The sequence below is a fragment of the Methylomicrobium agile genome (assembly GCF_000733855.1).
In the GTDB taxonomy this organism is placed as follows: Bacteria; Pseudomonadota; Gammaproteobacteria; order Methylococcales; family Methylomonadaceae; genus Methylomicrobium; species Methylomicrobium agile.
Genome location: NZ_JPOJ01000001.1, coordinates 3,857,517 through 3,878,902, shown reverse-complemented (window position 1 = coordinate 3,878,902; position 21,386 = coordinate 3,857,517). Strand labels below are relative to the sequence as shown.

Sequence of the window (21,386 nt, the reverse complement as noted above, 5' to 3'; positions counted from 1 at the left end):
CAAAGAATGAGCGACTACAAAACCATCGCCGAGTCCCGGAATTTCATCGTTCTGGACAGGTACGAGCCGGAATGGAAAGTTGCCGAGAACTACCAGAGCGAAAGCGACCTGGAACGGGAGCTGATCCAGGATCTGGTCAATCAGGGCTACGAGTTCGCCTCGTCCATCAAGACGCCCGAAGCCTTGCTGGCCAACGTGCGCGTGCAACTGCAGGCACTCAACGCCGTTCAGTTCACCGAGGGCGAATGGCTGCGCTTTGTGGAAACCTGGCTGGATAAGCCCAGCGAGGGCATCGTTGAAAAGACCCGCAAGGTTCACGACGACTACATCCACGACTTTATCTTTGACGATGGGCGCATCCAGAACATTTACCTGCTGGACAAGAAGAACATCGCCCGCAACAAGGTGCAGGTGATCAAGCAGTTCGAGCAGGCGGGCAGCCACGCCAACCGCTATGACGTGACGATTCTGGTCAATGGCCTGCCGCTGGTGCAGGTGGAGCTGAAGAAGCGCGGCGTGGCGATCCGGGAGGCCTTCAACCAGGTGCATCGTTACAGCAAGGAGAGCTTTAACAGCGAGCATTCCTTGTTCAGGTATCTGCAGTTGTTCGTGATCTCCAACGGCACCGACACCCGTTACTTTGCCAATACCACGCAGCGCAACAAGAACAGCTTCGACTTCACCATGAACTGGGCGAAGGCGGACAACACGCTGATCAAGGACCTGAAGGACTTCACGGCCACCTTCTTCCAGAAGCACACTTTGCTCAATGTGCTGCTGCATTACTCGGTGTTCGACGTCAGCAACACGCTGCTGGTGATGCGGCCTTACCAGATCGCCGCCACGGAACGCATTCTGTGGAAGATCAAGAGCAGCTATCAGGCCAGGAACTGGAGCAACACGGAAAGCGGCGGCTATATCTGGCACACTACCGGCAGCGGCAAGACCTTGACCAGCTTCAAGGCCGCGCGCCTGGCCACTGAGCTGGACTTCATCGACAAGGTGTTCTTCGTGGTGGACCGCAAGGATCTGGACTACCAGACCATGAAGGAATACCAGCGCTTTTCGCCGGACAGTGTCAACGGCTCCGACAGCACGGCGGGCCTGAAGCGCAACCTGGAGAAGGACGACAACAAGATCGTCGTCACCACCATCCAGAAGCTCAACAACCTGATGAAGAGCGAGGCCGACTTGCCCATCTACGGCAAGCAGGTGGTGTTCATCTTCGATGAGTGCCACCGCAGCCAGTTTGGCGAGGCCCAGAAGAACCTGAAGAAAAAGTTCAAGAGGTTCTACCAGTTTGGTTTCACCGGCACGCCCATTTTCCCGCAGAACGCACTGGGCGCCGAGACCACGGCCAGCGTGTTTGGCCGTGAGCTGCACGCGTACGTGATCACTGATGCGATCCGCGATGAAAAGGTCCTCAAGTTCAAGGTGGACTACAACGATGTGCGCCCGCAATTCAAGGCCATCGAGACGGAGCAGGACGAGACGAAGCTGAGTGCGGCGGAGAACAAGCAAGCCCTGCTGCACCCGGATCGCATCCGCGAGATCACCAAGTACATCCTGAACAACTTCCGGCAGAAGACCCACCGCCTGCAGCCGGGCAACAAGGGCTTCAACGCCATGTTCGCCGTCAGCAGCGTGGATGCGGCCAAGCTTTATTACGAGTGCTTCCGGGAACTGCAGAAGAACAGCGACAAGCCACTGAAGGTGGCGACCATCTTCTCGTTCGCAGCCAACGAAGAGCAGGACGCGATTGGTGACATCCAGGATGAGAGCTTCGATGTGTCTGCCATGAACAGCAGCGCCAAGGAGTTCCTGAGCGCGGCCATTGCCGACTACAACGCGCTGTTTAAAACCAATTTCAGCGTGGATGGCAATGGCTTCCAAAACTATTATCGGGATCTTGCGCTACGCGTGAAAAGTCAGGAAATTGATTTATTGATTGTGGTGGGGATGTTTTTGACCGGCTTTGATGCGCCCACGCTGAATACCTTGTTTGTCGATAAAAACCTGCGCTATCACGGTTTGCTACAGGCTTATTCGCGCACGAACCGTATTTTCGATGCCACCAAAACCTTTGGCAATATCGTCACCTTCCGCGATTTAGAACAAGCCACGGTGGACGCCATTACCCTATTTGGCGATAAGAACACCAAAAACGTGGTGCTGGAAAAAAGCTACAAGGAGTACATGGAAGGTTTTACCGATGTGGCGACTGGTGAAGCCCGACGCGGCTTTGTGGAGGTAGTCGCGGAGCTAGAGCAGCGTTTTCCTAACCCCGATGAGATTGTTAAAGAATCCGATAAAAAAGCTTTTGCGAAATTATTTGGCGAGTATTTGCGCGTGGAGAATGTGCTGCAAAACTATGATGAATTTGCCAGCCTGAAAGCCCTGCAAAGCGTTGACATGAGCGACCCGGAGGCCGTTGAGGCATTTAAAGCCCAACATTATCTAAGCGATGAGGACGTGGCCGCGCTGCAAGCCATCAGAATACCCGCCGACCGGAAAATTCAGGATTATCGCTCCACCTATAACGATATACGCGACTGGCTACGCCGTGAAAAATCTGCCGCTGAAAAAGAAAAATCCACCATTGATTGGGATGACGTAGTCTTTGAGGTAGATCTGCTTAAGTCGCAAGAGATCAATTTAGACTACATTCTGGAACTGATTTTTGAAAATAATAAAAAAGTTAAAGATAAAGCGGCACTGGTTGAAGACGTGCGTCGAGTGATTCGCGCCAGTCTGGGCAACCGCGCTAAAGAGGGCTTGTTGGTTGATTTTATAAATCAAACCGACCTGGATAAGATTGGCGATAAGGCCAGTGTTATTGATGCTTTCTTCACCTTTGCGCAAGCTGAACAACAGCGTGAAGCCCAAGAGCTCATTAGTAGCGAGAGCCTAAATGCTGAGGCGGCCAGGCGTTACATCGCCACCTCGCTAAAACGGGAATTTGCCAGTGACAATGGCACTGAGCTCAATGCCATTCTGCCTAAAATGAGCCCGTTAAACCCGCGGTACCTGACAAAAAAGCAGAGTGTCTTCCAGAAAATAGCCGCTTTTGTCGAGAAATTTAAAGGCGTGGGTGGGCAGGTCTAATGGGATCGCTTCATCTGTTTGGACGACCTTCAAGTCTGTCGTGCGGTCAGCAGAGCTTTCCCCCTTAATTCAGGGCGAGTACAATGTAAACATTTATAGAATTCTTCGGCTGGATTCTAAAGCCCTGTAAGAGTTTAAATTAATGTTACTGTTGAACTTGTCATATGGTTAGCTTTACTAAACAGTAGCATGGGATTAAGTGTCACTTAAAATAAAACATGAAAGAGCGATCCTCAAATAACGCAGAGTCCGACATGGACACCATTGCATCCAGACGCGAGTTTCTGAAGAAGCTGGCTTTGGGATCATTGGTAATACTGGGTGGATCGGGAACGGCTACAGCGGCCGTAAGGCACGTCATCCATCCCGTGAAGCATAGACACAAGCCCGGGCATGAGCCCGTTTTCCATGCCTTCGACCGTTCGGTTCACCCGCGGAATACAGCGCCTTATCCGCATACTTTCGAACATAAAACGCTCGCCTTCGAACATACGCATACCGGCGATAAGCTAAAGCTGACCTATTTTGAACGCGGCCGCTATATCAAAGAAGCGCTGCATGAAATCAATTATCTGCTCCGCGATTTCCGTACCGACACTATTCACCCGATCGATACAGCTTTACTGGATCAGTTGTTTATGCTGAAGCAAACGCTTGGCGTCAATAAACCGTTCCATATCATCTCCGGTTATCGTTCGCCTTTTACCAATGCTCAGCTCCGTAGGTACAGTCATGGCGTGGCGGAACATAGTTTTCATATGCAAGGCCGGGCCATTGATATCAGGCTTGAAGGCATTTCACCCAAAATCGTTAGAAACGCCGCGCTGGCAATCGCGCAAGGCGGCGTAGGTTATTATCCTCGAGACAATTTCGTCCATCTGGACACCGGACATTTTAGAACCTGGTAAACTCTGCGACGAATTCCTACCAGCCGGATGGGCGGAAAAAGAGTGCTCAGGCCTAATCTTCAGGCTTTTTTTCGGCGTAGATTTGCTCGACCAGATCCTTGAACCAGTACGGGCGCGCGACCAACACGTACAGCACCAGGGTTTCCAATATCGGCAGTGGAATCACATGGAGAATGATCAAACCGATCAATACGATGAAACATAATATCAGCCGGGATGGGAAGGTTGTTTTATTTATACTCACGGTATGGGAACCAGGTTAAGTCATTCGAAGTCGTCCGCGCCGTTGCGATTGTCGCGGCCGGATCGATCGTATATTTCCAGCACGGCGTTTTTAAACCATAGCGGACGAAAGAGTAATATGTAAAGCAGGATCAGCCCGATGACCGGAACGGGCGAAATGTCGAGCACCATCGTCACCAACAGCACCATGATCCATTTGATTCTGACAAAAAGAGTGCTATGGCTCATATCGGCATGGGCTCCAAGATCTTTCCTGCGTCATAACATAACCCATTTCGGTCGGATTAGTAAATATCCCCCGGCAAAGCCGGGGGCTTTATGTTGTGAACCGCTCAAAGCGGTATAAGGGGTCGCTAACGCGGCCCCTAATTTAATAGCCACCTCAAGGTGGCGTTCAGTTCCAAAGATTCAATTGTTCAATTCGCTGGTCTTCTTGTTCCTGGTGCCGTATGTATTCTCGGATCATCGTTTCATCTCGACCCACCGTCGAAACAAAGTAACCCCGCGCCCAAAAGTGTTGCCCCACAAAATTTCGTTTCTTCTCTCCATAAACCCGCGCCAAATGGATGGCGCTCTTCCCTTTGACGAAACCGATCACTTGCGACACCGCATACTTCGGCGGTATCGCAATCAACATATGGACATGATCTGGCATCAAATGCCCTTCCAGTATCCGGCTTTCTTTCTGGCTCGCCAGCCTTCGAAAGACCTCTCCCAAATGCTGACGCAATGCTTTATACAAAGTGCGTCGCCGGCATTTCGGGATAAATACCACATGATATTTGCACTCCCAGCGGGAGTGACTTAAGCTTTCATTCTCGTCCATCAGGTTCTCCTCTATCGTGTACTTGGCGGTTCACGATGCTGAGTTTCCTGATGGACTCCGCTGAATGTCAAACTTTCGCTGTCTCCCCGGCAGAGCCGGGGGATTTCTCATTATTGGTTAATGCTTTCTTTTGTCCAGCCGGTCCAGCAGAATCGCGATTAGCATGTCGTTCATCACGTTTACGCCGGACCGGAACCGGGCAATGATCCAGTCGATCGTAGTGATCAGCGGCACCGCGGTGACCACCAAGGCTTCCGGCAGGCCGGCCGTGCTCAATACCAGGGGCAGGGCGATCAGGCCGGCTTCGGGAATGCCCGAAATGCCGACGCCCACCATGATGGCCGCCGCAATGATAACCAGTTGCTGCGCAAAGTTCAGTTCGATGCCGATCGCTTGCGCCAGAAACAGCGCGGCCATCGCTTCGTACAGGATGATGCCGTCGTTGTTCAAATTGGTGCCGATGCAGACCGACAAGCGCGCCGACCGGCTTGAAATTCCCATGTTTTCGGTCAGGCAGCGCAGAGTGACCGGCATCGTCGCCAGGCTGCTGTTGGTGGAAAGGCCGGTCACGATCGCGTCCGCGCCTTCCGAAAAATAGCGCTTGACCGGCATTCTGCCGCCCCATCTGACCATGCCGGGATAATAGACGAGGGCATGGATCAGCAATCCGCCCAGCATTGCGGCCAGGAACACCGCCACCAGCTCGAACACTTCCAGGCCCGCTTTCCCGACCACTTGCGCGACCACGCCGAAAACCGCGAACGGTATGGCCTTGACGACCCAGAGCAGCATCTGGATCAGCAGCCGGCAGCCGACGCCGATCGATTTTTCCAGCATGACGAGCCCCGCTTGATCTTCGTCCGCCGTCTGCCGCTTCATCTGGCGGATCGCGCCGCCGGCCAGCAACGCCAGCAGGATGATCGCGATCATATTGTTTTCGACAAACGGTTCGGCCAGGCTTTTCGGGATATAGCCGGCGAGGTTTTTTAGCGGATCGAGCGTCAGATTTTCCGGTACCGATTTGGGCATCAAGCGGCTTGTGCCGTGGTCCAGTTGGTTTGTCATCGTCGTCAGCCTGCCTTCCCACAGATGGCCCGGACGCAGGGTATTCATCAAAGTGAGGCCGATGATTATCGCCACCGCCAGATTGATCGAACACAAAGCCAGCAGGCGGCGACCGTGCTTGAGCGAAATGTCGGTATGGATCATCGCGTCCAGAATGGCGAAAAAGACCAGCGGCGCCGCAAGCGCTTTCAGAAGGCGGATCACCAGTTGTCCCAATTGGCCGAGCGCCGCGTTGCTGAATAAATTAAAGCCGTAACTTTCGGTTCCGAATAGGACGCCCAGAAGGGCGCCGGCGGCGACGCCGATGACGACCTGGACATATAAAGGCAAGGCAAAGCAGTTGGGTTTGTTCATGGACAGCGAATGTTTAGCGAATCAGGAAGGACGGGAAGCGCTTCGAAAAGCATGGCAACCGTTCAGTTTAGCATTCCGCCCGGAGAGAAGGTAAGCGGCGGGCGGGATTTGGGTGTAAGATGTCAAGGCGTATCGTGCAAGAAGAGCCGGATTCGCCGTTCGGCCCAGCGGCCCGACAGCGGATCGAGCAGATGAAATGATTCTCTTGTCTTGAGATCGATCCATTCAATTTTGTGGAGGGAGGCAGCAATGAAACTTTTCCGAATACTCTGGTTAAGCCTGTTTATAGTAGTCGCCCAGGCCGCTTGGGGCTACGGCGGCGGCAGTAGCTCGAAAGCCTGCGAGAAACCCGGCTTCAGCCGATTTTCTCCGCCCGACAAGGCGGAAGTATCCCCGAATACCGAATTTTCCTTTATCGCCTCGCCGAATACGAAGCCGCAAACGATCAAAGTCATTGTCAAAGACATTCCAGTACCGATTGCAGTGAAGCCCGTTGCGCAGGGTTATGCGGTCAGCGGAGTTCTGCCGGCCGCATTGCGCGGCGTTTATGCCAGGATCGGTATCGCGGCGGAAGGCGCGAGCCAGTGCAAAGGCAGCGGCGGGTGGCTGCTGAATATCGGCGAATAGTCTTTTTATCCGAACAAAATCGCCCGCAATTTCCGTTTTCGTCTCATGAAACATAAACACGACAGGAAAAAAATCGACAAGGATGAATATCAAGCCGCTCTGATCCGGTTGCAGATCGAACTGGTCAAGCTGCAAAAGCACATCATCAAGCACGGCGAAAAAGTGCTGATCCTTTTCGAGGGGCGCGACGCGGGCGGCAAGGACGGTTCGATCAAACGCATCACCCAGCATTTGAGCCCGCGCGAAACCCGGGTGGTGGCGCTGGGCAAACCTTCCGACCGGGACCAAAGCAGCTGGTATTTTCAACGCTATGTGCCGCACCTGCCGGCGGCCCAGGAAATGGCGCTGTTCAACCGCAGTTGGTACAACCGCGCCGGCGTCGAGCGGGTGATGGGCTTCTGCAGCGACGGGGAATATCACGAGTTTCTCGAAACCGTCCCGGATTTCGAGCGGATGCTGGTTCGGTCGGGCATCAAGCTGTTGAAGTATTATCTGGACATCAGCCGGGAAGAGCAGAAGCGACGCCTCGAAGACCGCGAACGGGACCCCTTGAAACAATGGAAAATCAGCCCGGTCGATCTGGAAGCGGTCAAGCATTGGGACGACTACAGCCTCGCCCGCAATATCATGTTCGCGAGAACGCATCATCTGGATGCCCCCTGGACGGTCGTGCGGGCCGACGATAAAAAAAGTGCGCGGCTCAATATCATCAAGGATATTCTGTTCCGCCTCGACTATAAGGATAAAAACGATGCGGAAGTGCTTCCCGATGCCGACATTGTATTCAACTATGCGGAGAGCTATCTGAAAAACGGGATGATTGCGGAATAGGGCGGCAACAGGCTTAGGATTTGGCTCCAAATAACTTCCCCGCCTGAGACCTGCCAGGTTTTAAAAAACTGGCAGGTCTACCCCCATACCAGGAAGTCAATATCGGCCAAATCCTTAAAGCCCTCTGGGATCAATGGAACGGATTCGATTCGACCGCGAACTTACTATCAAGCTCAGGAGTCAACAGTCGCATTCAAACGCATTAAGCCGAAGAGGGATACATGATGAAGAGGCCGTCGGACACAGACCGGAATAGCGCACCGATCTTTTACTTTTTGCAAAAATGGCTGGATCGCAATGTGTTCGATCTTGGCCGGCAGATGCGCATCAGTTACGTGCCGCCGTTGATGGTGTATCTGGCGGCGGGCGTAGCGGGGCTGACCGGTATCGTCGGAACTTTTTTCGTAAAGGAATATTTGGGCCTGAGCGCGGAGTTTCTGGCTGCGCTGGGGTTCTGGGTGATGCTGCCCTGGGCCTTGAAAATGCCGATAGGGCATGGGGTCGACTTGCTGTGGCGCCATAAGGCCGGCCTGATCTATCTGGGCGCGGTACTGATCGCCGCCGGTTTGCTGATCATGATCAATCTGTTGAGCGACCGCGAGTATATGCAATCGTTATGGCCCGTCGAAAACTGGTATGTGCTGGCGGCGCTCCTGGCGCCGGTCGGTTACGTAATCCAGGATACCGTGGCCGATGCAATGACCGTGGAGGCCGTGGCCGTCATCGACGAACAAGGCCGGCCGCTGCCCGAACCGGAAATACTGGCCGCGCATACCACGATGCAGACGCTGGGCCGGGTCGCGATCATCGGCGGCAGCCTGTTGGTAGCGGGCGTTAATGTCGCGTTCTTCAGCGGTATCGAAACGATGGGCGAAACCGGGAAAGCGGCGGTTTATCTGTCGATTTACCGGTGGGCGCTGTGGATTCCGGTGATTTCGATTCTGGGTGTTGTGCTGTCGTCCCATTTGCGTGCGCAGGAAGAATGGCGGCTCGCCGCGCACGGTTTCGAGTTTGAAGATATCGAGCGGCTGACTGCCCGCGCCCGGGAGGTGCCCGCGGTCAATTGGCCGCTGCTCGGCGGCGGGGTTGGATTTGCGCTGTTCGCGGCGGCGGTCGGATTGGGAGGATTGCGAAACAGCGAGGAAATCGTATTTGCCGGGTCTTTGGCGATCGTGCTGTTTTTGATGTGGCGATTGACGATGGACCTCGACGGCACAACGAAAAACCGTTTGTACGGGACCGCGTTCGTGATCTTCGCGTTCCGCGCGGTCCCAACCACCGGCGCGGGTGAAACCTGGTGGATGATCGACGACCTCGGCTTCGACCAGCAGTTCATCTCGAAGTTGTCGCTGATCGGGAGCGCGCTGACCCTGCTCGGCATGTTCCTGTTTCGCCGCTTCATGGCCGAGCGGCCGATCACCTACATCATCGCGGTGCTGACCGTCGTGCTGGCCCTGCTTTATATCCCCAATATCGCGCTGTATTACGGCCTTCAAAAATGGACCGCGGAGCTGACGGGCGGCGTCGTCGATGCCCGCTTCATCGCGCTGGTCGATACCGCGCTCGAATCGCCGCTGGGCCAGATCGCGATGATTCCGATGCTGGCCTGGATCGCCAATTCGGCCCCCAAACAGTTGAAGGCGACTTATTTCGCGGTAATGGCGGCGTTCGTGAACTTGGCATTGTCCCTGTCGCAGTTGTTGACCAAATGGCTGAATCAAGGCTTCGTGATTACCCGCGAAGTGCGCGACGCGGCGACCGGGCAAGTTGTGGTTGCCGCGGATTACAGCGAACTCGGCTGGCTGCTGATCGTGGTGATGGGGCTGAACTTCGCGATTCCGATCGCGGCGATCGTGTTGGCGAAGCGGACCTGGCTGAAAGACTGATCCGCTCTCAACCGTCCGGGAGGAACCCTCCTGCCTGCATGTTCCAAAGGCGGAAATAATAGCCTTTCAGCGCCAACAGTTGCTCGTGCGTGCCGTCCTCGACGATCCGTCCCTGATCGAACACCAGGATGCGGTCGAGATAGGCGATTGTCGACAGCCGGTGCGCGATCGCGATCACGGTCTTCTTCCCCATCAGCCGGGCCAGGTTTTCCTGGATCGTTTTTTCGGTAACCGAATCCAGGCTCGACGTCGCTTCGTCCAGAATCAGGATCGGCGCATCCTTCAGTATGACCCGCGCGATCGCGATCCTTTGCCGCTGGCCGCCGGACAGCTTGACGCCGCGTTCGCCGACCAGCGAATCGTAATCTTCCGCCATGGCCCGGATAAACTCGTCCGCATGCGCGAACGCGGCGGCGTCGGCGATTTCCCGATCGCTCGCGCCGAGCCTGCCGTAGCCGATGTTTTCCTTCAGGCTGCGGTGAAACAGCGTCGGATCTTGCGGAATCAGGCTGACCTGTTCGTGCAGCGATGCCTGCGTCGCTTCGGCGATGTCGGTGCCGTCGATGCGGATTTTGCCCGTTTGCGGCTCGTAATTACGCAGAATCAGGCTCACGAAGGTCGATTTGCCCGAGCCCGAAAACCCGACCAGGCCGACGCGCTGGCCGGGTTCGATCACGACGTTCAGCTCCTTGAAAACCGGCTGGTCCGGATGATAGCCGAAAGTGACATCGCGGAACTCGATCCGTCCTGCGGCGACTTCAAGCGGCTTCGCATCCGGCGCATCGACGATTTCGTGCGGCTGCACGATCGTTTCGACGCCGTTCGCGATGTTGCCGACATATTCGAAAAATTCCAGGAAATGGCGGGATAAATTGCGCGCGTCGGCGATCACGATCAGCGCCAGGCCCATGCTCATCGTGAAATCGCCCACGCTGATCAGTCCGTTCTGCCAGAGCGTCAGCGCGTAATAAATCGTGCCGATCTTCAACGCGCCGGCCGAGATGAACTGGAACCAGCGCACCCGTTCCATGAACCAGAACGTCCGGCGCGCGGCTTTCAGTTCGGTGTCCAGATAGCCCTGCAGATAATCGCGTTCGAATTGCTGGCGCGCGAACAGTTTGGCGTTCAGGCTGTTGGTGACCGAATCGACGATCTTGCCGTTCACCATGCTGCGGATGCCCGCATAGTGTTGCGAATACGGACGGCAGCGCGTCGCCAGCCAGAAAGAAATCGCAACGTAGACGAAAACCCAGGCGGTTACGAATAGCCCGAGTCCCTGATGTACGTGGAGCAGCAAGCCGGCGGAGACGCCGAAGGTGATCGTGATCGGCCAAAAATCGCACAGCACCGCCCAGGTCGTATGATTCACGCTGATCGCCGTTTCGCTGATCCGGTGCGCCAGCGCGCCCGCGAAATGGCTGCTGAAATAGCGCGCCGAATGGTATTGCAGGTAGGTGAACAAGGCGCGCGTGGTGCCTTGGCGGAGCCGCGGGCCGATCGTGATCAGGATCGCGCCGCTGGCCCGGCTGCACAGGATTTCGGCGATCGTCAGCCCGGCCAGAAACAGTAAGGGGCCTTTTAGCGCCTCGATGGCGGCGTGGGCGTCGGGAAGTCCCGCCGCTACGCCTTCCATGATCGACTTGACCGCATAGGGCACCAGGATGCTGCCGGCTGCCTGGCCCGCTTCGAAGAGGATCATCAACGTAATCCAGCCCTTGAAGTGGGACAGGCAGTAGAGGATGAAGCGGATCGTGCCGCTGGGTAACGGCGGTGCTTCGGCGGCGCGGCGCATTGACGGGGAGGGTAATATTTTAGCCATTAACAGCGGAATAGAAGGATAAACTAACCATTATACCTGCGCTGTAGGGTGATTGGCCGAATCAGTAAGACGCGGGGGGCGGAAGGTTAGCAATCTGAATATAACAAGACTTACGCAAGATTCATCCGTAGAGATGGATTCCTGAGTTGTTGGCAAAAGTCGAGTTATCGTTATTTCGTTGAAATAATCCGGGCTTAGGCAGAATTCCTTTAAAATGGATATCCCGAACCCATTAACGAGGACTGTCCTTGCCAGACCACAAGCCGTATAAAGTCATGTTCAGCGCCGGCGAAGCGTCCGGCGACCAGCATGCTGCTCATATGTTCAGCGAGATGAAAAAACTGCAGCCCGATGTTCAGGGCATCGGGATGGGCGGAGAGAAAATGAAATGGGCGGGAATCGATGTCCGTTACGATTCTTCCCGGATTGCGGTGATCGGAGTGGTCGAGGTGATCAGGCACTATGCCGAAATCCGCCGCGCCCTGAAACTGATGCAAACGCTGCTGGCGAACAAGCGGCCGGATTTGTTGGTTTGCGTCGATTACAAGGAGTTCAATTTCAAGCTCGCGACTTACGCCAAACGGCTCGGCGTCAAGGTGTTGTTCTACGTCAGTCCTCAGGTCTGGGCCTGGCGGCCGGGAAGGGTTAAACAGTACGGCCGCGTGATCGACATGATGGCAGTCATTTTTCCATTCGAAACGGCCTATTACGAGGCCGAGAACGTGCCGGTACGCTACGTCGGCCATCCGTCGGTCGACAAGGTACGTCCGCAATGCGGCAGAAGCGAAGACTTCGCCCGCTTCGGCTTGACGGCCGACGCGCCGGTCGTCGGCTTGTTGCCGGGCAGCCGGGCCGGCGAGATCCGGGGCATGCTGCCGGTCATGCTGAAAGCGGCCGAAACGATAGCCGGTCGCGTGCCGGGCGCGCAGTTCATCCTGCCGCAAGCCGGAACCGTTGCCGATGCGATGCTGAACGATTATCTGCAAACCTCGCCGTTAAAAATTACGGTGGTCAAGGGCCAGCCGTACGACGTGATGCAATGCTGCGACGCGATCATGACCACCTCCGGCACGGCCTCGCTCGAAATCGCGCTGCTGGGCGTACCGATGGTCATAGCCTACAAACTCTCGCCGCTCACCTATTGGTTGGGGCGGCTGCTGGTCAAGACGCCGTTCATCGGCCTGCCCAATATCGTGGCGGGCAAAGGTATCGTGAAGGAACTGATTCAGCATGAGGCCAGCGCCGAGAATCTGGCCGACGAGATGGGTAAAATACTGACTGATGCCGGTTATGCCGGGCAAATGCGCGAGAACCTGCAAAGCGTCAAAGCGTGCTTGGGGCAGGGCGGTGGGTCGAAAAATATGGCGCTTCTGGCTCTGGAGATGCTTTTTACGGATTGAGGAAGGTCTGTGCTCAGGGCGTCGTGTTGGATCATCGGCGATGATTCGGCGGAGGCTCGCTCGTGCCCGCCTGCGCGGATCAGACCGCGCGCCCATGCGGCCCGTTTCAGGCGGTGATCCAGGAAACCGGCTGATCGAAATCTACTCTATACCTTAATAAAAAGGTCAGGGCGGCTTATGGCGAAGAACGACATACCCGATTTAAAATTGCAAAACGATTTTTCCCTGGTGCAGGGCGGGCCGCTGTTCCAGCTCTTCGTGCGTTGCCGCTTATCGACAAGCGGATTGGGCTGGCTTAAACGCCGGATTATTTTCCTGGTCATGCTCACCTGGTTTCCGTTGCTGTTGCTTTCGGCGCATTCCGGCCAAGCGTTCGGCGGCAGCGTCCATATTTCGTTTCTTCAGGACTTTGAAACGCATGTGCGTTTTTTAGTGGCCATGCCGTTACTGTTAGTGACCGAATTAGTCGTTCACGAGCGAATGCGGCCGGTCATTCGGCAGTTCGTCGAACGGGCATGATTACCGCGGAAGACCGGCCTCTTTTCGATGCCTGTATCGCTTCTGCGTTACGCTGGCGCAATTCGGTATTTACCGAGATCGTGTTGATTGCATTTGTGTTCACGTTTGGCCATGCGATTTTTTTCGGGCGGACACTGGAAGGTATCTCCACTTGGTTCGTAACCCGTTGGGCTCCACAACTGGCGTTTTCCCCGGCCGGATACTGGCTGAATTATGTCAGCCTGCCGGTATTTCAATTTCTTCTCATCCGCTGGTTGTTCCGCTTTATCGTCTGGTCGCGTTTTCTCTGGCAGGTATCGCGCCTCGAACTCAATTTGATGCCGACGCATCCCGACCGGGCAGGCGGCTTGGGGTTTCTATCCGAAAGCGCGCTCGCATTCATTCCGTTCCTGCTGTCTCAAGGCGTTTTGCTCTCCGCGATGATCGCGGAGCGCATTCTTTACAAGGATGCGGCGCTGCTGTCTTTCAAGCCTGAAATTGCGATCGTTGTGGTGTTTCTGCTGCTGCTGGTGCTCGGCCCTTTATGCGTATTCACTTCTCTTTTGGTAAAAACAAAACGCCAAGGGCGGCTGGATTACGGCGTTTTGGCCAGCCGCTATGTCCGCGAGTTCGACAACAAATGGCTGCAAGGCGGCGCCGCCCCGGATGAACCATTGATCGGAAGCGGCGACATTCAATCTTTGGCGGATCTGAACAGCAGCTTCGAAGTGATTCGTACCATGCAGATGTTTCCGTTCGATAAGCAAACGGTGGTGTTCATCATCGTGGTTACGCTTTTACCCTTGCTGCCTCTGATGCTGACGCTGATTTCTCCGGAAGATTTGATGAAGCGGCTTATCGGCATCCTGCTGTAAGCGTGGCGTCGACGATGCAGCGAAACCGACGGGGTTCGTCATCAGTCTAGTGAACCGTTTGTTCTAAAAATTGACATTGAGATTGGTCAGCCAGATATGGTTTGCTCCGTCCTGAGCGCCGAAATTATTCACGTACTGAAACTGGTAGCCGGTATCGATATTGATCTTAAGAGTCAGCTTGTAGCCGATCCCGACATAGCTTCGATTCTGGTTGATGCCGGGCTGGACCGAACCGGCCAGACGGCCATGGTTGATCGAATTGAAATAAACGAACAGCTCGTCGGCCGCGATCAAATAAGTATTCGTTTCGGGCAGCGAATAGACGAACCGGAACCGGTGGCGCATCCGGAACGCAGTATCCTCGCCTTCGAAAAAACGTTCTTCCATCCGGAAGCGGTACTGGAAATTCAATTGCGGCGTCCAGTTATCGATCCACTGCAACTGCTGCATGAAGTCGTTGGTGGCCAGTTCGAAATCGGTTTCCTTGCTGTATTCGCCTTGCCACGTGTAACCCAGCCAGAGCTGCAGCTTTTGGGTTAGCTTGTAGCCCAGCAAAGGCCGCACGATGACTTGGCTGAACTCGCCGTTGTCGTGTTTGGTGCGCGGCGCCAGTTCCAGGAACGCCAGATAGGGGCTGTCGCCGAAATCGGTCTGATAGGTATTGCTGAGCCACATGCTCCAGTCGTCTTTGACGGGAGCGGCAAAGGCCGAGGTGGATACGACGAGCAGACCGATAGAGAGCGGTGAAATCCTTGAGTGTTTCCGCATGAGAGGGAGAGTTGAATAGGTTTTAGACGCAATAATTCCGGAAATCGATGTCCGGAAAGATATTGTCCATGATTTCGAGCGCGGAGAGGTAGCGCTCATCGATTTTGCCTTTGCGCAGACTATCGTACAAATAATTGAAACGGGCAAGGTGGTCGGTGATCCGTTTGACCGCATAGTCGACCGTCGTGCCCGATTTCATGATGAACGGCCAGTCCGAGGACTGAGCGAGCAGCAGCGAGCGGACCGCCTGATTGAACGCGCGTTCCTGTAGAGGACTGACCGAGATGTCTTTCAGCTCGGCGACGAACGCTTCCAACTGCCGGCCGGCCTGATGCAGATAAGGATAGATCCAGTCGTTGGTTTCGTTGATCCAGTAGCTCGAATAGCCGTGCTCGCCCCAGGTCGAGGCCGACGGCGTCGCTTCTTGTAGGAAGGGGAACCGTTGCAGGTCGTCTGCGCAGCTCACCGTGCGGATGCCGTTTTCGCCCGCGATCCGCAGCACCTGTTCCAGCCAGTGAGGACCTTCGAACCACCAGTGCCCGAACAGCTCGGCATCGTAAGGAGCGACGATCAGCGGCGGACGATCCATGCGCTTTGCCAGCACATCGATTTGCCGCCGGCGTTTTTGAATGAAGTCCTGCGCATGCAGTTCGGCTTTTGCCCGTGCGGCCCTCGGGTCGTAAGGCTGCTTGGGCCGGTTTTCGCCGGTGATCCGGTAATACTTGATCCCGGTGTTCGCGCGGAGTTGTCCGTCGACAAGATACGGGCCGATATCATCCAGGTCCAGGTCGAAGCCGATGTCGCGGTAGTATTCGCGGTAATCGAAATCGCCGGGATAGCCCTGCTGGGAACTCCAGACCTGTTCGGATGATTCGGGGTCGCGCGCAAACGCGGCGACGCCGTTTTCGCAGGCGAGCGGGGCGTAAACGCCGTTGACCGGCGGCTGGCTCGCATTCAGCAGACTGTGCGAGTCGACGAAAAAATACGTGATACCGGCCTCTTTCAGAAAGGTTTCCAGGCCCGGATAATAGCCGCATTCGGGCAGCCAGAATCCTTTCGGCGCGAAGCCGAAATGGCGGCGGAACGTGTCGATCCCGACGTGGATCTGGTTGCGCACCGCGGTTTCGCTGACGCTAAGCAGGGGCAGAAAGCCGTGCGTCGCGGCCGTCGTAATCAGTTCGAGCTTGCCATGCGCCTGATGCATGCCGAACGCGCCGAGCAAATCGCCGCGGCACCGGTTCTGATAGAAGTTCAGCGTATGCCGGTAGAAGCGCCGGTAAAGCCTGGCCAGTTTATTCAATTCCGGTTCGCGGCGGGTTCTGACGGTTTCTTTTTCGGCCAGCTCGATCAGTTTGTGAAGATGCTGCAGGTAGCGGCTTTGCAGCAGCTCGTCGCACAGCATCGAAAGCAAGGGCGGTGACAGCGACAGGGTCAGACGGTAACCGACCCGGTCGTTTTCCAGCCGGTCGAGCATTTCGAGCAGCGGAATGTAGCATTCGGTCATCGCTTCGAACAGCCAATTTTCTTCGAAGAAGCTCGGGTGTTCGGGATGGCGCACGAAGGGCAGGTGCGCATGCAGGACGATGCCGAGAAAACCGTTTTCCATAGCGTATCTTTATTTTAGGCCGCGCCCCGAAGCATGCCGGAACGGTTGTGCCGATGCGGGCTCTGCAGCCGGTTCGAAGTCGGCCGCGATTTCGCCGAAATAACGCAGGAGTCCGGCAAATTCCGGTACTGAGTCCGGGTAACGGCGCCCGTTTGAATGGAACGGAGATCTTCCGGAAAAATGCGGGCCTTCCATCCAAACCGCGCTAAGCACATCCTGCTCGCAGGATGTGAAACACATCGCGCCTATGGACGCCGGGTTTTCTCGCGGTGAAATCTGTGCGGGAAACCGTTGGCTTTCCGGCGAGGCCGGCACGTGGACGAGATTCGAATGCGCCAGCACCTCCAGGCTGTGATCCGGGCTCAGCCGGCCCAGTGCGGCGGCATAGTGCGTATTGTCGATCGGCAGGCGGATGTTTTTCCTGTGTGCGGCCTCATCGGCCGGCACATCGAAATACAGATCCAAAGGGATTGTCGCTTGTTTGGCATCCGGACGCCAGTAAATGCGCAGGGTCAAAGGTTTTTGCGCCTGATGCTCCGGAGTCGGCGGCTGGCCGGTACCGCTGTTCCAGTATGCGTACAGGTGGTGAGGGTCGACCGGTAGCAGCAGTATTTCAGGCTCGGCGGTGGAGACCGTGGAGACCGTCGGCATGAACCGCCGGGCGATGTCCTCGCTGATCGCCTGCAACCCCCGGTAGCCGAAATTCTGCGTTTCCCGCCGCTCGTCCGCAATCGCGGCGTATGAAGGAACGGCAGTTGCGGCACCGGTTTGCGGACAAGGCCCGACATCGGCCAAAGAAGCCTTGTGGGGAGAAAACTTAAGCGCAATCTCTCGGCTGATCGCCAACATCTCATCCGGGGTGGGTTCGATGGTGGAACGAGATTCTACCTTTGCGGAAGTGGTCAACGTGAGCCCTTGGTAAACGATACCCTCAATTTACCGGGTGCTGTGACAGTCTGCAATCCGTTTTCGATTTTTTTCGGCATCGGCCAGATATCCATATCTCTATCCGCGATCAGGACGCCATTTTCAACATGCCCATGCCGTTGGGTTTTTTGACGATCTGCAAACGTGCTTTGAAGCGTTTTTGCACGCTTTCGACATGCGAAATCACGCCGACCGTTTTACCGTGCTGCGTATGCAGGCTTTCGAGCGCGGAAATCACCATAAACAGGTTTTCCGCGTCAAGCGCACCGAAACCTTCATCGAGGAACAGCGAATCGACCGAGCGGCCGTTGCTGGCCAGTTCGGATAGCCCGAGCGCCAGAGCCAGGCTGACCACAAAACTTTCGCCGCCGGACAGGGTGCGGGGCAAGCGGCGCGCATTGCCTTGCAGGGTGTCTTCGACCTCGAGCGCGAGCCCGCTTTCGCTGGGTATTTTGCGCAGATAGTAGCGGCCGCTCAGTTTTTCGAGCAGCGTATTGGTTTTGTCGAGCAACTGGTCGGCGATTTTATCCCGGACCCGGCGGCGGAACGCCATTCCATTTTCGGCATTGATCAATTGCTGTTCTTCGGTCAACGCCTTTACGGTCGCTTCCTGCGCTTCGAGTTGGGCATGGATCGCATCGTACCGGCTGCGCAGGCGCTCCTGCTCCTTCAGCAGGTTATCCAGATGCCGCACTTCGAAATGCGCGATTTCGAGCTTTTGCGCCACGCCGCGCACCTGTAGGCTGATCTCGTCGAGCGGCTGGTCGGTATCCTTGTCGCGGATTGCCGCTTCGAGCTGCTGACGGTTGCTCTCCAGCAATGCGGAAGTTTCGGCCGCGCGTTGCGCCAGATAAGCGGTTTTCTGCTCCTGTTCGAGGCGCGATGCCTGCAGCGCCAGGATTTCCTTGAGTTCGTCGACGCCGGAAAAGCCGGCTTCCTGCATTTTCGTGTGCAGCGCTTTCTCCAGCACGCCGGCCATCGCCTGTTTTTCCGCGAGCCGCACGCGCTCGGCGGCGATCAGTTTCTGTTTGTCGAGCAGCGCCAGATGCAGCGCGACGCTTTCTTCTTTCTGCAGCTTGCTGCCGGCGGTCGCAATCTTTTCTTCCAAGACTTTGATTTCCTCGCGGATCGCTCTGTCGCTGGCCGCCAGCGCCGCCAAGTCCTCTTCCAGTCCTCCTTTGCGGATCAGGTGGGTCTGGTATTCGTGGCGGCGATGGCTGAGCCTGTCGTAGAACTGTTCTTCCTTGCCTTTGCCCGGCATCTTTTCGCCGAGCAGAGCCAACTGCTCGGTGATTTTCGCCGCCAATTCCTTTTCCGCTTCGACGGCTGCGGTCAGGGCGTTCGAAATTTCTAAGGGGTTGAAAGGCTGGTCTTCCCGTTCGGCTTCGAGCTTTTGCAGCGCGGCAGTCAGCTGTTCGATCGAGGCGCTGCTTTTTGCAATCTGTGCCTTCAGTTTTTCGATGCTTTGAATCTTGTTGCGGTGTTTGCCGAGCAGAAAAGCGATTTCCTTGAATTGCCCCTCTTCCTCGTCGTAGAGCTCGTCCATCCGCTTGATCCGGTCGATCTCCAGGCTTTGGGCGATATTCAGGCGGTTGCGCAAGATGCCCCATTGGGCCTGGATTTGCCGCGCTCTTTGAAGGGTGACCGCATGTTTTTCCGATAGCCGGCGCGCATCTTCGACTTCGATCTCCAGCCGTTCGGCCCGGGCGGTCTCGGCGCGTATCCGGGTCTGCTGGTCGGCCAGCGCTTTTGCCGAACTGCCGACCGCCGGCGGTTGTTTCGCATAGGGATGCTGCAAGGCGCCGCACAAAGGGCAGGGCTTTCCGTCGATCAGATGATGGCGGTCCTCGACCATGCGCTTCATCATGTTTTCGCGGTAAACGGCGCCTTCGAGGATCAGCCGGATATTCTCGTCACGCTTGATGTTCTCGCGCAATTCTTCGAGTTCGCGCGCCAGTTCGTCCGGAGCGGGAATGGCGGTCGCGGATTTTTTGAACAGTCCGAAAAGACCGGAGCCGTTCCCGGCCAGCTTGCGGTATTGGATCGCGAGTTCCTTCAGCTCCTTGAACCCGCTAACGCGCTCCTGCTGATCGCGGTGCAATTCGGCAAGTTCCTCGTGCGTTCTTCCTTGCAGCAACGCGGCGACGGTTTTCTCTTCGCCTTCGAACTGCGCCTGAAAGCGGGCGACATTCGCGGTTTCTTTTTCGATGGCGGCCTGGGTATTTCGAAGCGATGCCGATGCGTTTTTCGCCCAGTCGTCGAAAATCTTTTGTTTCTGGCTGAGTTCCCTGATGTTCTCGCGTAGGTTTTTCAGTTTGATCGTTTCGGGGAAATGATCGACCAGCGGCGCATCGCCGGCATGCTGTTCCAGCCAGCCGGCGATTTCCTGCAGAACGGCTTTCTTTTCGGCGCCTTGCGCGGCCAATGCCTGCAATTTGCCGATTTGCGAAGAGCGGGCCAGTTCGAGTTGGGCGATTTGCGTCTGAATGTCGTAAAGCGTCTGCTGCTGCGTTTCCAGCGACTGCGCACCCAAGCCTTCCGGCGCCGTTTGGGATTGGCTGCGGCTGGCCAGCATATCTTCGAGCTGCCTCAGCTCGGAGGTCAACGCCGTCAGCGTCGACTGGATTTCCTGGGCGGCTTGCCAGCTTTCCGTGATCGCTTCCAGGTCTTTCGCGAACGGCTTCAGATCGGGCAAGACATCCAGCCGATTCAGGATTTGCCGGATGCGGTTCCGCTCCTTTTCGAAATCCTGCAGTTCCTTTTGCTGGCCTTCGATCCGTGCCTGCAGGGCGTCGATCTTCTGCAGCACGAGCTGCTGTTCCTGAAGCCAGCCCAACTCTTCCTGCAGGGCGGTAAACTGGTCGTTGAAGTCCTGCAGGTCATGTTCGGAGGCTTCCCGTTTCGCCGCGTCCATGATCGGAATTAGCGCCAATTCACGATGGATCCGTTCCAGGTTCTGATTGGCTTCGGCAAGCCGGGTTTCGATTTCGCGCTTGTGGTCCGCGTAAATATCGGTGCCGACGATCTTTTCGAGGATGTCTATCCGCTCGCTGTCCAGCGCATTCAGAAAGGCGGCGAAATCGCCCTGGGCCAGCATGATCGAACGGGTAAAATTGCGGAAATTCATGCCGGTGATTTCCGTCAGCTTCGCGTTGGCTTCGTGCGGCGCCGCCGCCAGCGTTTCTTCCTCGCCGTTCGACTGCAGCTGAAAGAGCCGCATTTCGGACGGCAGCAATTCGCCGTCCGCATCGCGCCGCACCCGCCAGCTCGACCGGTATTTATCCTGCCCCAATGCGAATTCGATGACGGAGAAACACTCGGAGGTATGGCGCGTCATGACATGTTCGGCGGGGCGGTCGAAACGGTAAGTTTCGCCGTACAAGGCCAACGTAATCGCATCCAGAATACTGGTTTTGCCGGAACCGTTGGGGCCTGTGATCGCGAATACGCCGGTGTCGGTAAATGGAGACCGCTCAAAATCGATCCGATGCTCGCCTTCCAGCGAGTTGACGTTTTTAAAGTGGATATTGAGAATTTTCATGGGCGGACGCTTTTAGGCATTCAATCGGAAAACGCTGTTAAACCTCCAGATTATAACGCCGATAGAAAACAAGTTGCTCAGGAAAATTCGCGATAATTCTTACATGG

General features: G+C 56.0%; 17 protein-coding genes. 8 read left to right on the top strand and 9 right to left on the bottom strand.

Translation table 11 applies throughout. From position 1 onward, the window contains the following. Positions 1–6: 6 nt before the first annotated feature. Both CC94_RS0118065 and mepK read left to right on the top strand, forming a co-directional pair. A complete protein-coding gene (locus tag CC94_RS0118065; protein WP_031431720.1) occupies positions 7–3,105 on the top strand; it encodes an HsdR family type I site-specific deoxyribonuclease in 3,099 nt (1,032 codons plus the stop codon). Between the two features lie 254 nt (positions 3,106–3,359). After that, positions 3,360–4,013 (top strand): peptidoglycan L,D-endopeptidase MepK, encoded by a 654-nt coding sequence (gene mepK, locus CC94_RS0118060; protein ID WP_005372178.1) that lies wholly within the window; start codon positions 3,360–3,362, stop codon positions 4,011–4,013. 52 nt (positions 4,014–4,065) lie between these two features. Here the strand turns inward: mepK and CC94_RS0118055 are convergent, their stop codons facing one another. The 4 genes from CC94_RS0118055 to CC94_RS0118040 form a co-directional block, all read right to left on the bottom strand. Beyond that, positions 4,066–4,257, bottom strand: a complete 192-nt coding sequence (locus tag CC94_RS0118055) for a hypothetical protein (protein ID WP_084675383.1) — start codon at positions 4,255–4,257, stop codon at positions 4,066–4,068. Positions 4,258–4,277: 20 nt separating this feature from the next. Further along, on the bottom strand, positions 4,278–4,484 hold the full coding sequence (locus CC94_RS0118050) for a hypothetical protein (RefSeq protein WP_031431718.1): 207 nt from the start codon (positions 4,482–4,484) through the stop codon (positions 4,278–4,280). A gap of 166 nt (positions 4,485–4,650) precedes the next feature. Then, a complete protein-coding gene (tnpA, locus tag CC94_RS0118045; protein ID WP_005371989.1) occupies positions 4,651–5,082 on the bottom strand; it encodes an IS200/IS605 family transposase in 432 nt (143 codons plus the stop codon). Between the two features lie 117 nt (positions 5,083–5,199). Then, a complete protein-coding gene (locus tag CC94_RS0118040; protein WP_031431717.1) occupies positions 5,200–6,501 on the bottom strand; it encodes a dicarboxylate/amino acid:cation symporter in 1,302 nt (433 codons plus the stop codon). Positions 6,502–6,750: 249 nt separating this feature from the next. Here CC94_RS0118040 and CC94_RS0118035 point away from each other — a divergent pair, with 249 nt between their 5' ends. From CC94_RS0118035 to CC94_RS0118025, 3 genes are all read left to right on the top strand, one after another. Then, positions 6,751–7,128, top strand: coding sequence for a hypothetical protein (locus CC94_RS0118035; protein ID WP_031431716.1), 378 nt, complete (start codon positions 6,751–6,753; stop codon positions 7,126–7,128). Positions 7,129–7,173: 45 nt separating this feature from the next. Beyond that, positions 7,174–7,959: a polyphosphate kinase 2 gene (gene ppk2 / locus CC94_RS0118030; protein WP_031431715.1), complete on the top strand. Its 786-nt coding sequence runs from the start codon at positions 7,174–7,176 to the stop codon at positions 7,957–7,959. A 224-nt stretch (positions 7,960–8,183) separates the two neighbouring features. Continuing rightward, positions 8,184–9,845: an MFS transporter gene (locus CC94_RS0118025; RefSeq protein WP_031431714.1), complete on the top strand. Its 1,662-nt coding sequence runs from the start codon at positions 8,184–8,186 to the stop codon at positions 9,843–9,845. A gap of 7 nt (positions 9,846–9,852) precedes the next feature. Here the strand turns inward: CC94_RS0118025 and CC94_RS0118020 are convergent, their stop codons facing one another. Continuing rightward, on the bottom strand, positions 9,853–11,664 hold the full coding sequence (locus CC94_RS0118020; RefSeq protein ID WP_031431713.1) for an ABC transporter ATP-binding protein: 1,812 nt from the start codon (positions 11,662–11,664) through the stop codon (positions 9,853–9,855). 248 nt (positions 11,665–11,912) lie between these two features. On the opposite strand from CC94_RS0118020, the gene lpxB reads away from it, so the two are divergent. The 3 genes from lpxB (at position 11,913) to CC94_RS21785 (ending at position 14,437) form a co-directional block, all read left to right on the top strand. After that, positions 11,913–13,064 (top strand): lipid-A-disaccharide synthase, encoded by a 1,152-nt coding sequence (lpxB, locus tag CC94_RS0118015; RefSeq protein WP_036304122.1) that lies wholly within the window; start codon positions 11,913–11,915, stop codon positions 13,062–13,064. 177 nt (positions 13,065–13,241) lie between these two features. Then, entirely contained in the window at positions 13,242–13,583 is a 342-nt protein-coding gene (locus CC94_RS22545) for a hypothetical protein (protein ID WP_051911537.1), read from the top strand. After that, entirely contained in the window at positions 13,580–14,437 is an 858-nt protein-coding gene (locus tag CC94_RS21785; protein WP_051911536.1) for a hypothetical protein, read from the top strand. The genes CC94_RS22545 and CC94_RS21785 overlap by 4 nt, the downstream gene beginning before the upstream one ends. Positions 14,438–14,500: 63 nt before the next feature. On the opposite strand, the gene CC94_RS0118005 is transcribed toward CC94_RS21785, so the two are convergent. From CC94_RS0118005 to CC94_RS0117990, 4 genes are all read right to left on the bottom strand, one after another. Then, positions 14,501–15,205, bottom strand: a complete 705-nt coding sequence (locus CC94_RS0118005) for a DUF2490 domain-containing protein (RefSeq protein WP_031431711.1) — start codon at positions 15,203–15,205, stop codon at positions 14,501–14,503. Between the two features lie 22 nt (positions 15,206–15,227). Further along, positions 15,228–16,811, bottom strand: a complete 1,584-nt coding sequence (locus tag CC94_RS0118000) for a glycoside hydrolase family 57 protein (protein WP_031431710.1) — start codon at positions 16,809–16,811, stop codon at positions 15,228–15,230. Between the two features lie 9 nt (positions 16,812–16,820). Beyond that, positions 16,821–17,717 carry a DUF4912 domain-containing protein gene (locus CC94_RS0117995; protein ID WP_157203470.1) on the bottom strand — a complete coding sequence of 299 codons (897 nt, stop codon included), beginning with the start codon at positions 17,715–17,717 and terminating at the stop codon, positions 16,821–16,823. Between the two features lie 109 nt (positions 17,718–17,826). After that, positions 17,827–21,279: an AAA family ATPase gene (locus tag CC94_RS0117990; RefSeq protein ID WP_031431708.1), complete on the bottom strand. Its 3,453-nt coding sequence runs from the start codon at positions 21,277–21,279 to the stop codon at positions 17,827–17,829. Between the last annotated feature and the right edge of the window lie 107 nt (positions 21,280–21,386).

What these genes read in the sequence shown, in the direction of transcription:
- CC94_RS0118065 (WP_031431720.1), top strand. Translation starts at nt 7, where the DNA reads ATGAGCGACTACAAAACCATCGCCGAGTCCCGGAATTTCATCGTTCTG.
- mepK (WP_005372178.1), top strand. Translation starts at nt 3,360, where the DNA reads ATGGACACCATTGCATCCAGACGCGAGTTTCTGAAGAAGCTGGCTTTG.
- CC94_RS0118050 (WP_031431718.1), bottom strand. Translation starts at nt 4,484, where the DNA reads ATGAGCCATAGCACTCTTTTTGTCAGAATCAAATGGATCATGGTGCTG.
- tnpA (WP_005371989.1), bottom strand. Translation starts at nt 5,082, where the DNA reads ATGGACGAGAATGAAAGCTTAAGTCACTCCCGCTGGGAGTGCAAATAT.
- CC94_RS0118040 (WP_031431717.1), bottom strand. Translation starts at nt 6,501, where the DNA reads ATGAACAAACCCAACTGCTTTGCCTTGCCTTTATATGTCCAGGTCGTC.
- CC94_RS0118035 (WP_031431716.1), top strand. Translation starts at nt 6,751, where the DNA reads ATGAAACTTTTCCGAATACTCTGGTTAAGCCTGTTTATAGTAGTCGCC.
- ppk2 (WP_031431715.1), top strand. Translation starts at nt 7,174, where the DNA reads ATGAAACATAAACACGACAGGAAAAAAATCGACAAGGATGAATATCAA.
- CC94_RS0118025 (WP_031431714.1), top strand. Translation starts at nt 8,184, where the DNA reads ATGAAGAGGCCGTCGGACACAGACCGGAATAGCGCACCGATCTTTTAC.
- CC94_RS0118020 (WP_031431713.1), bottom strand. Translation starts at nt 11,664, where the DNA reads ATGGCTAAAATATTACCCTCCCCGTCAATGCGCCGCGCCGCCGAAGCA.
- CC94_RS22545 (WP_051911537.1), top strand. Translation starts at nt 13,242, where the DNA reads ATGGCGAAGAACGACATACCCGATTTAAAATTGCAAAACGATTTTTCC.
- CC94_RS21785 (WP_051911536.1), top strand. Translation starts at nt 13,580, where the DNA reads ATGATTACCGCGGAAGACCGGCCTCTTTTCGATGCCTGTATCGCTTCT.
- CC94_RS0118005 (WP_031431711.1), bottom strand. Translation starts at nt 15,205, where the DNA reads ATGCGGAAACACTCAAGGATTTCACCGCTCTCTATCGGTCTGCTCGTC.
- CC94_RS0118000 (WP_031431710.1), bottom strand. Translation starts at nt 16,811, where the DNA reads ATGGAAAACGGTTTTCTCGGCATCGTCCTGCATGCGCACCTGCCCTTC.
- CC94_RS0117990 (WP_031431708.1), bottom strand. Translation starts at nt 21,279, where the DNA reads ATGAAAATTCTCAATATCCACTTTAAAAACGTCAACTCGCTGGAAGGC.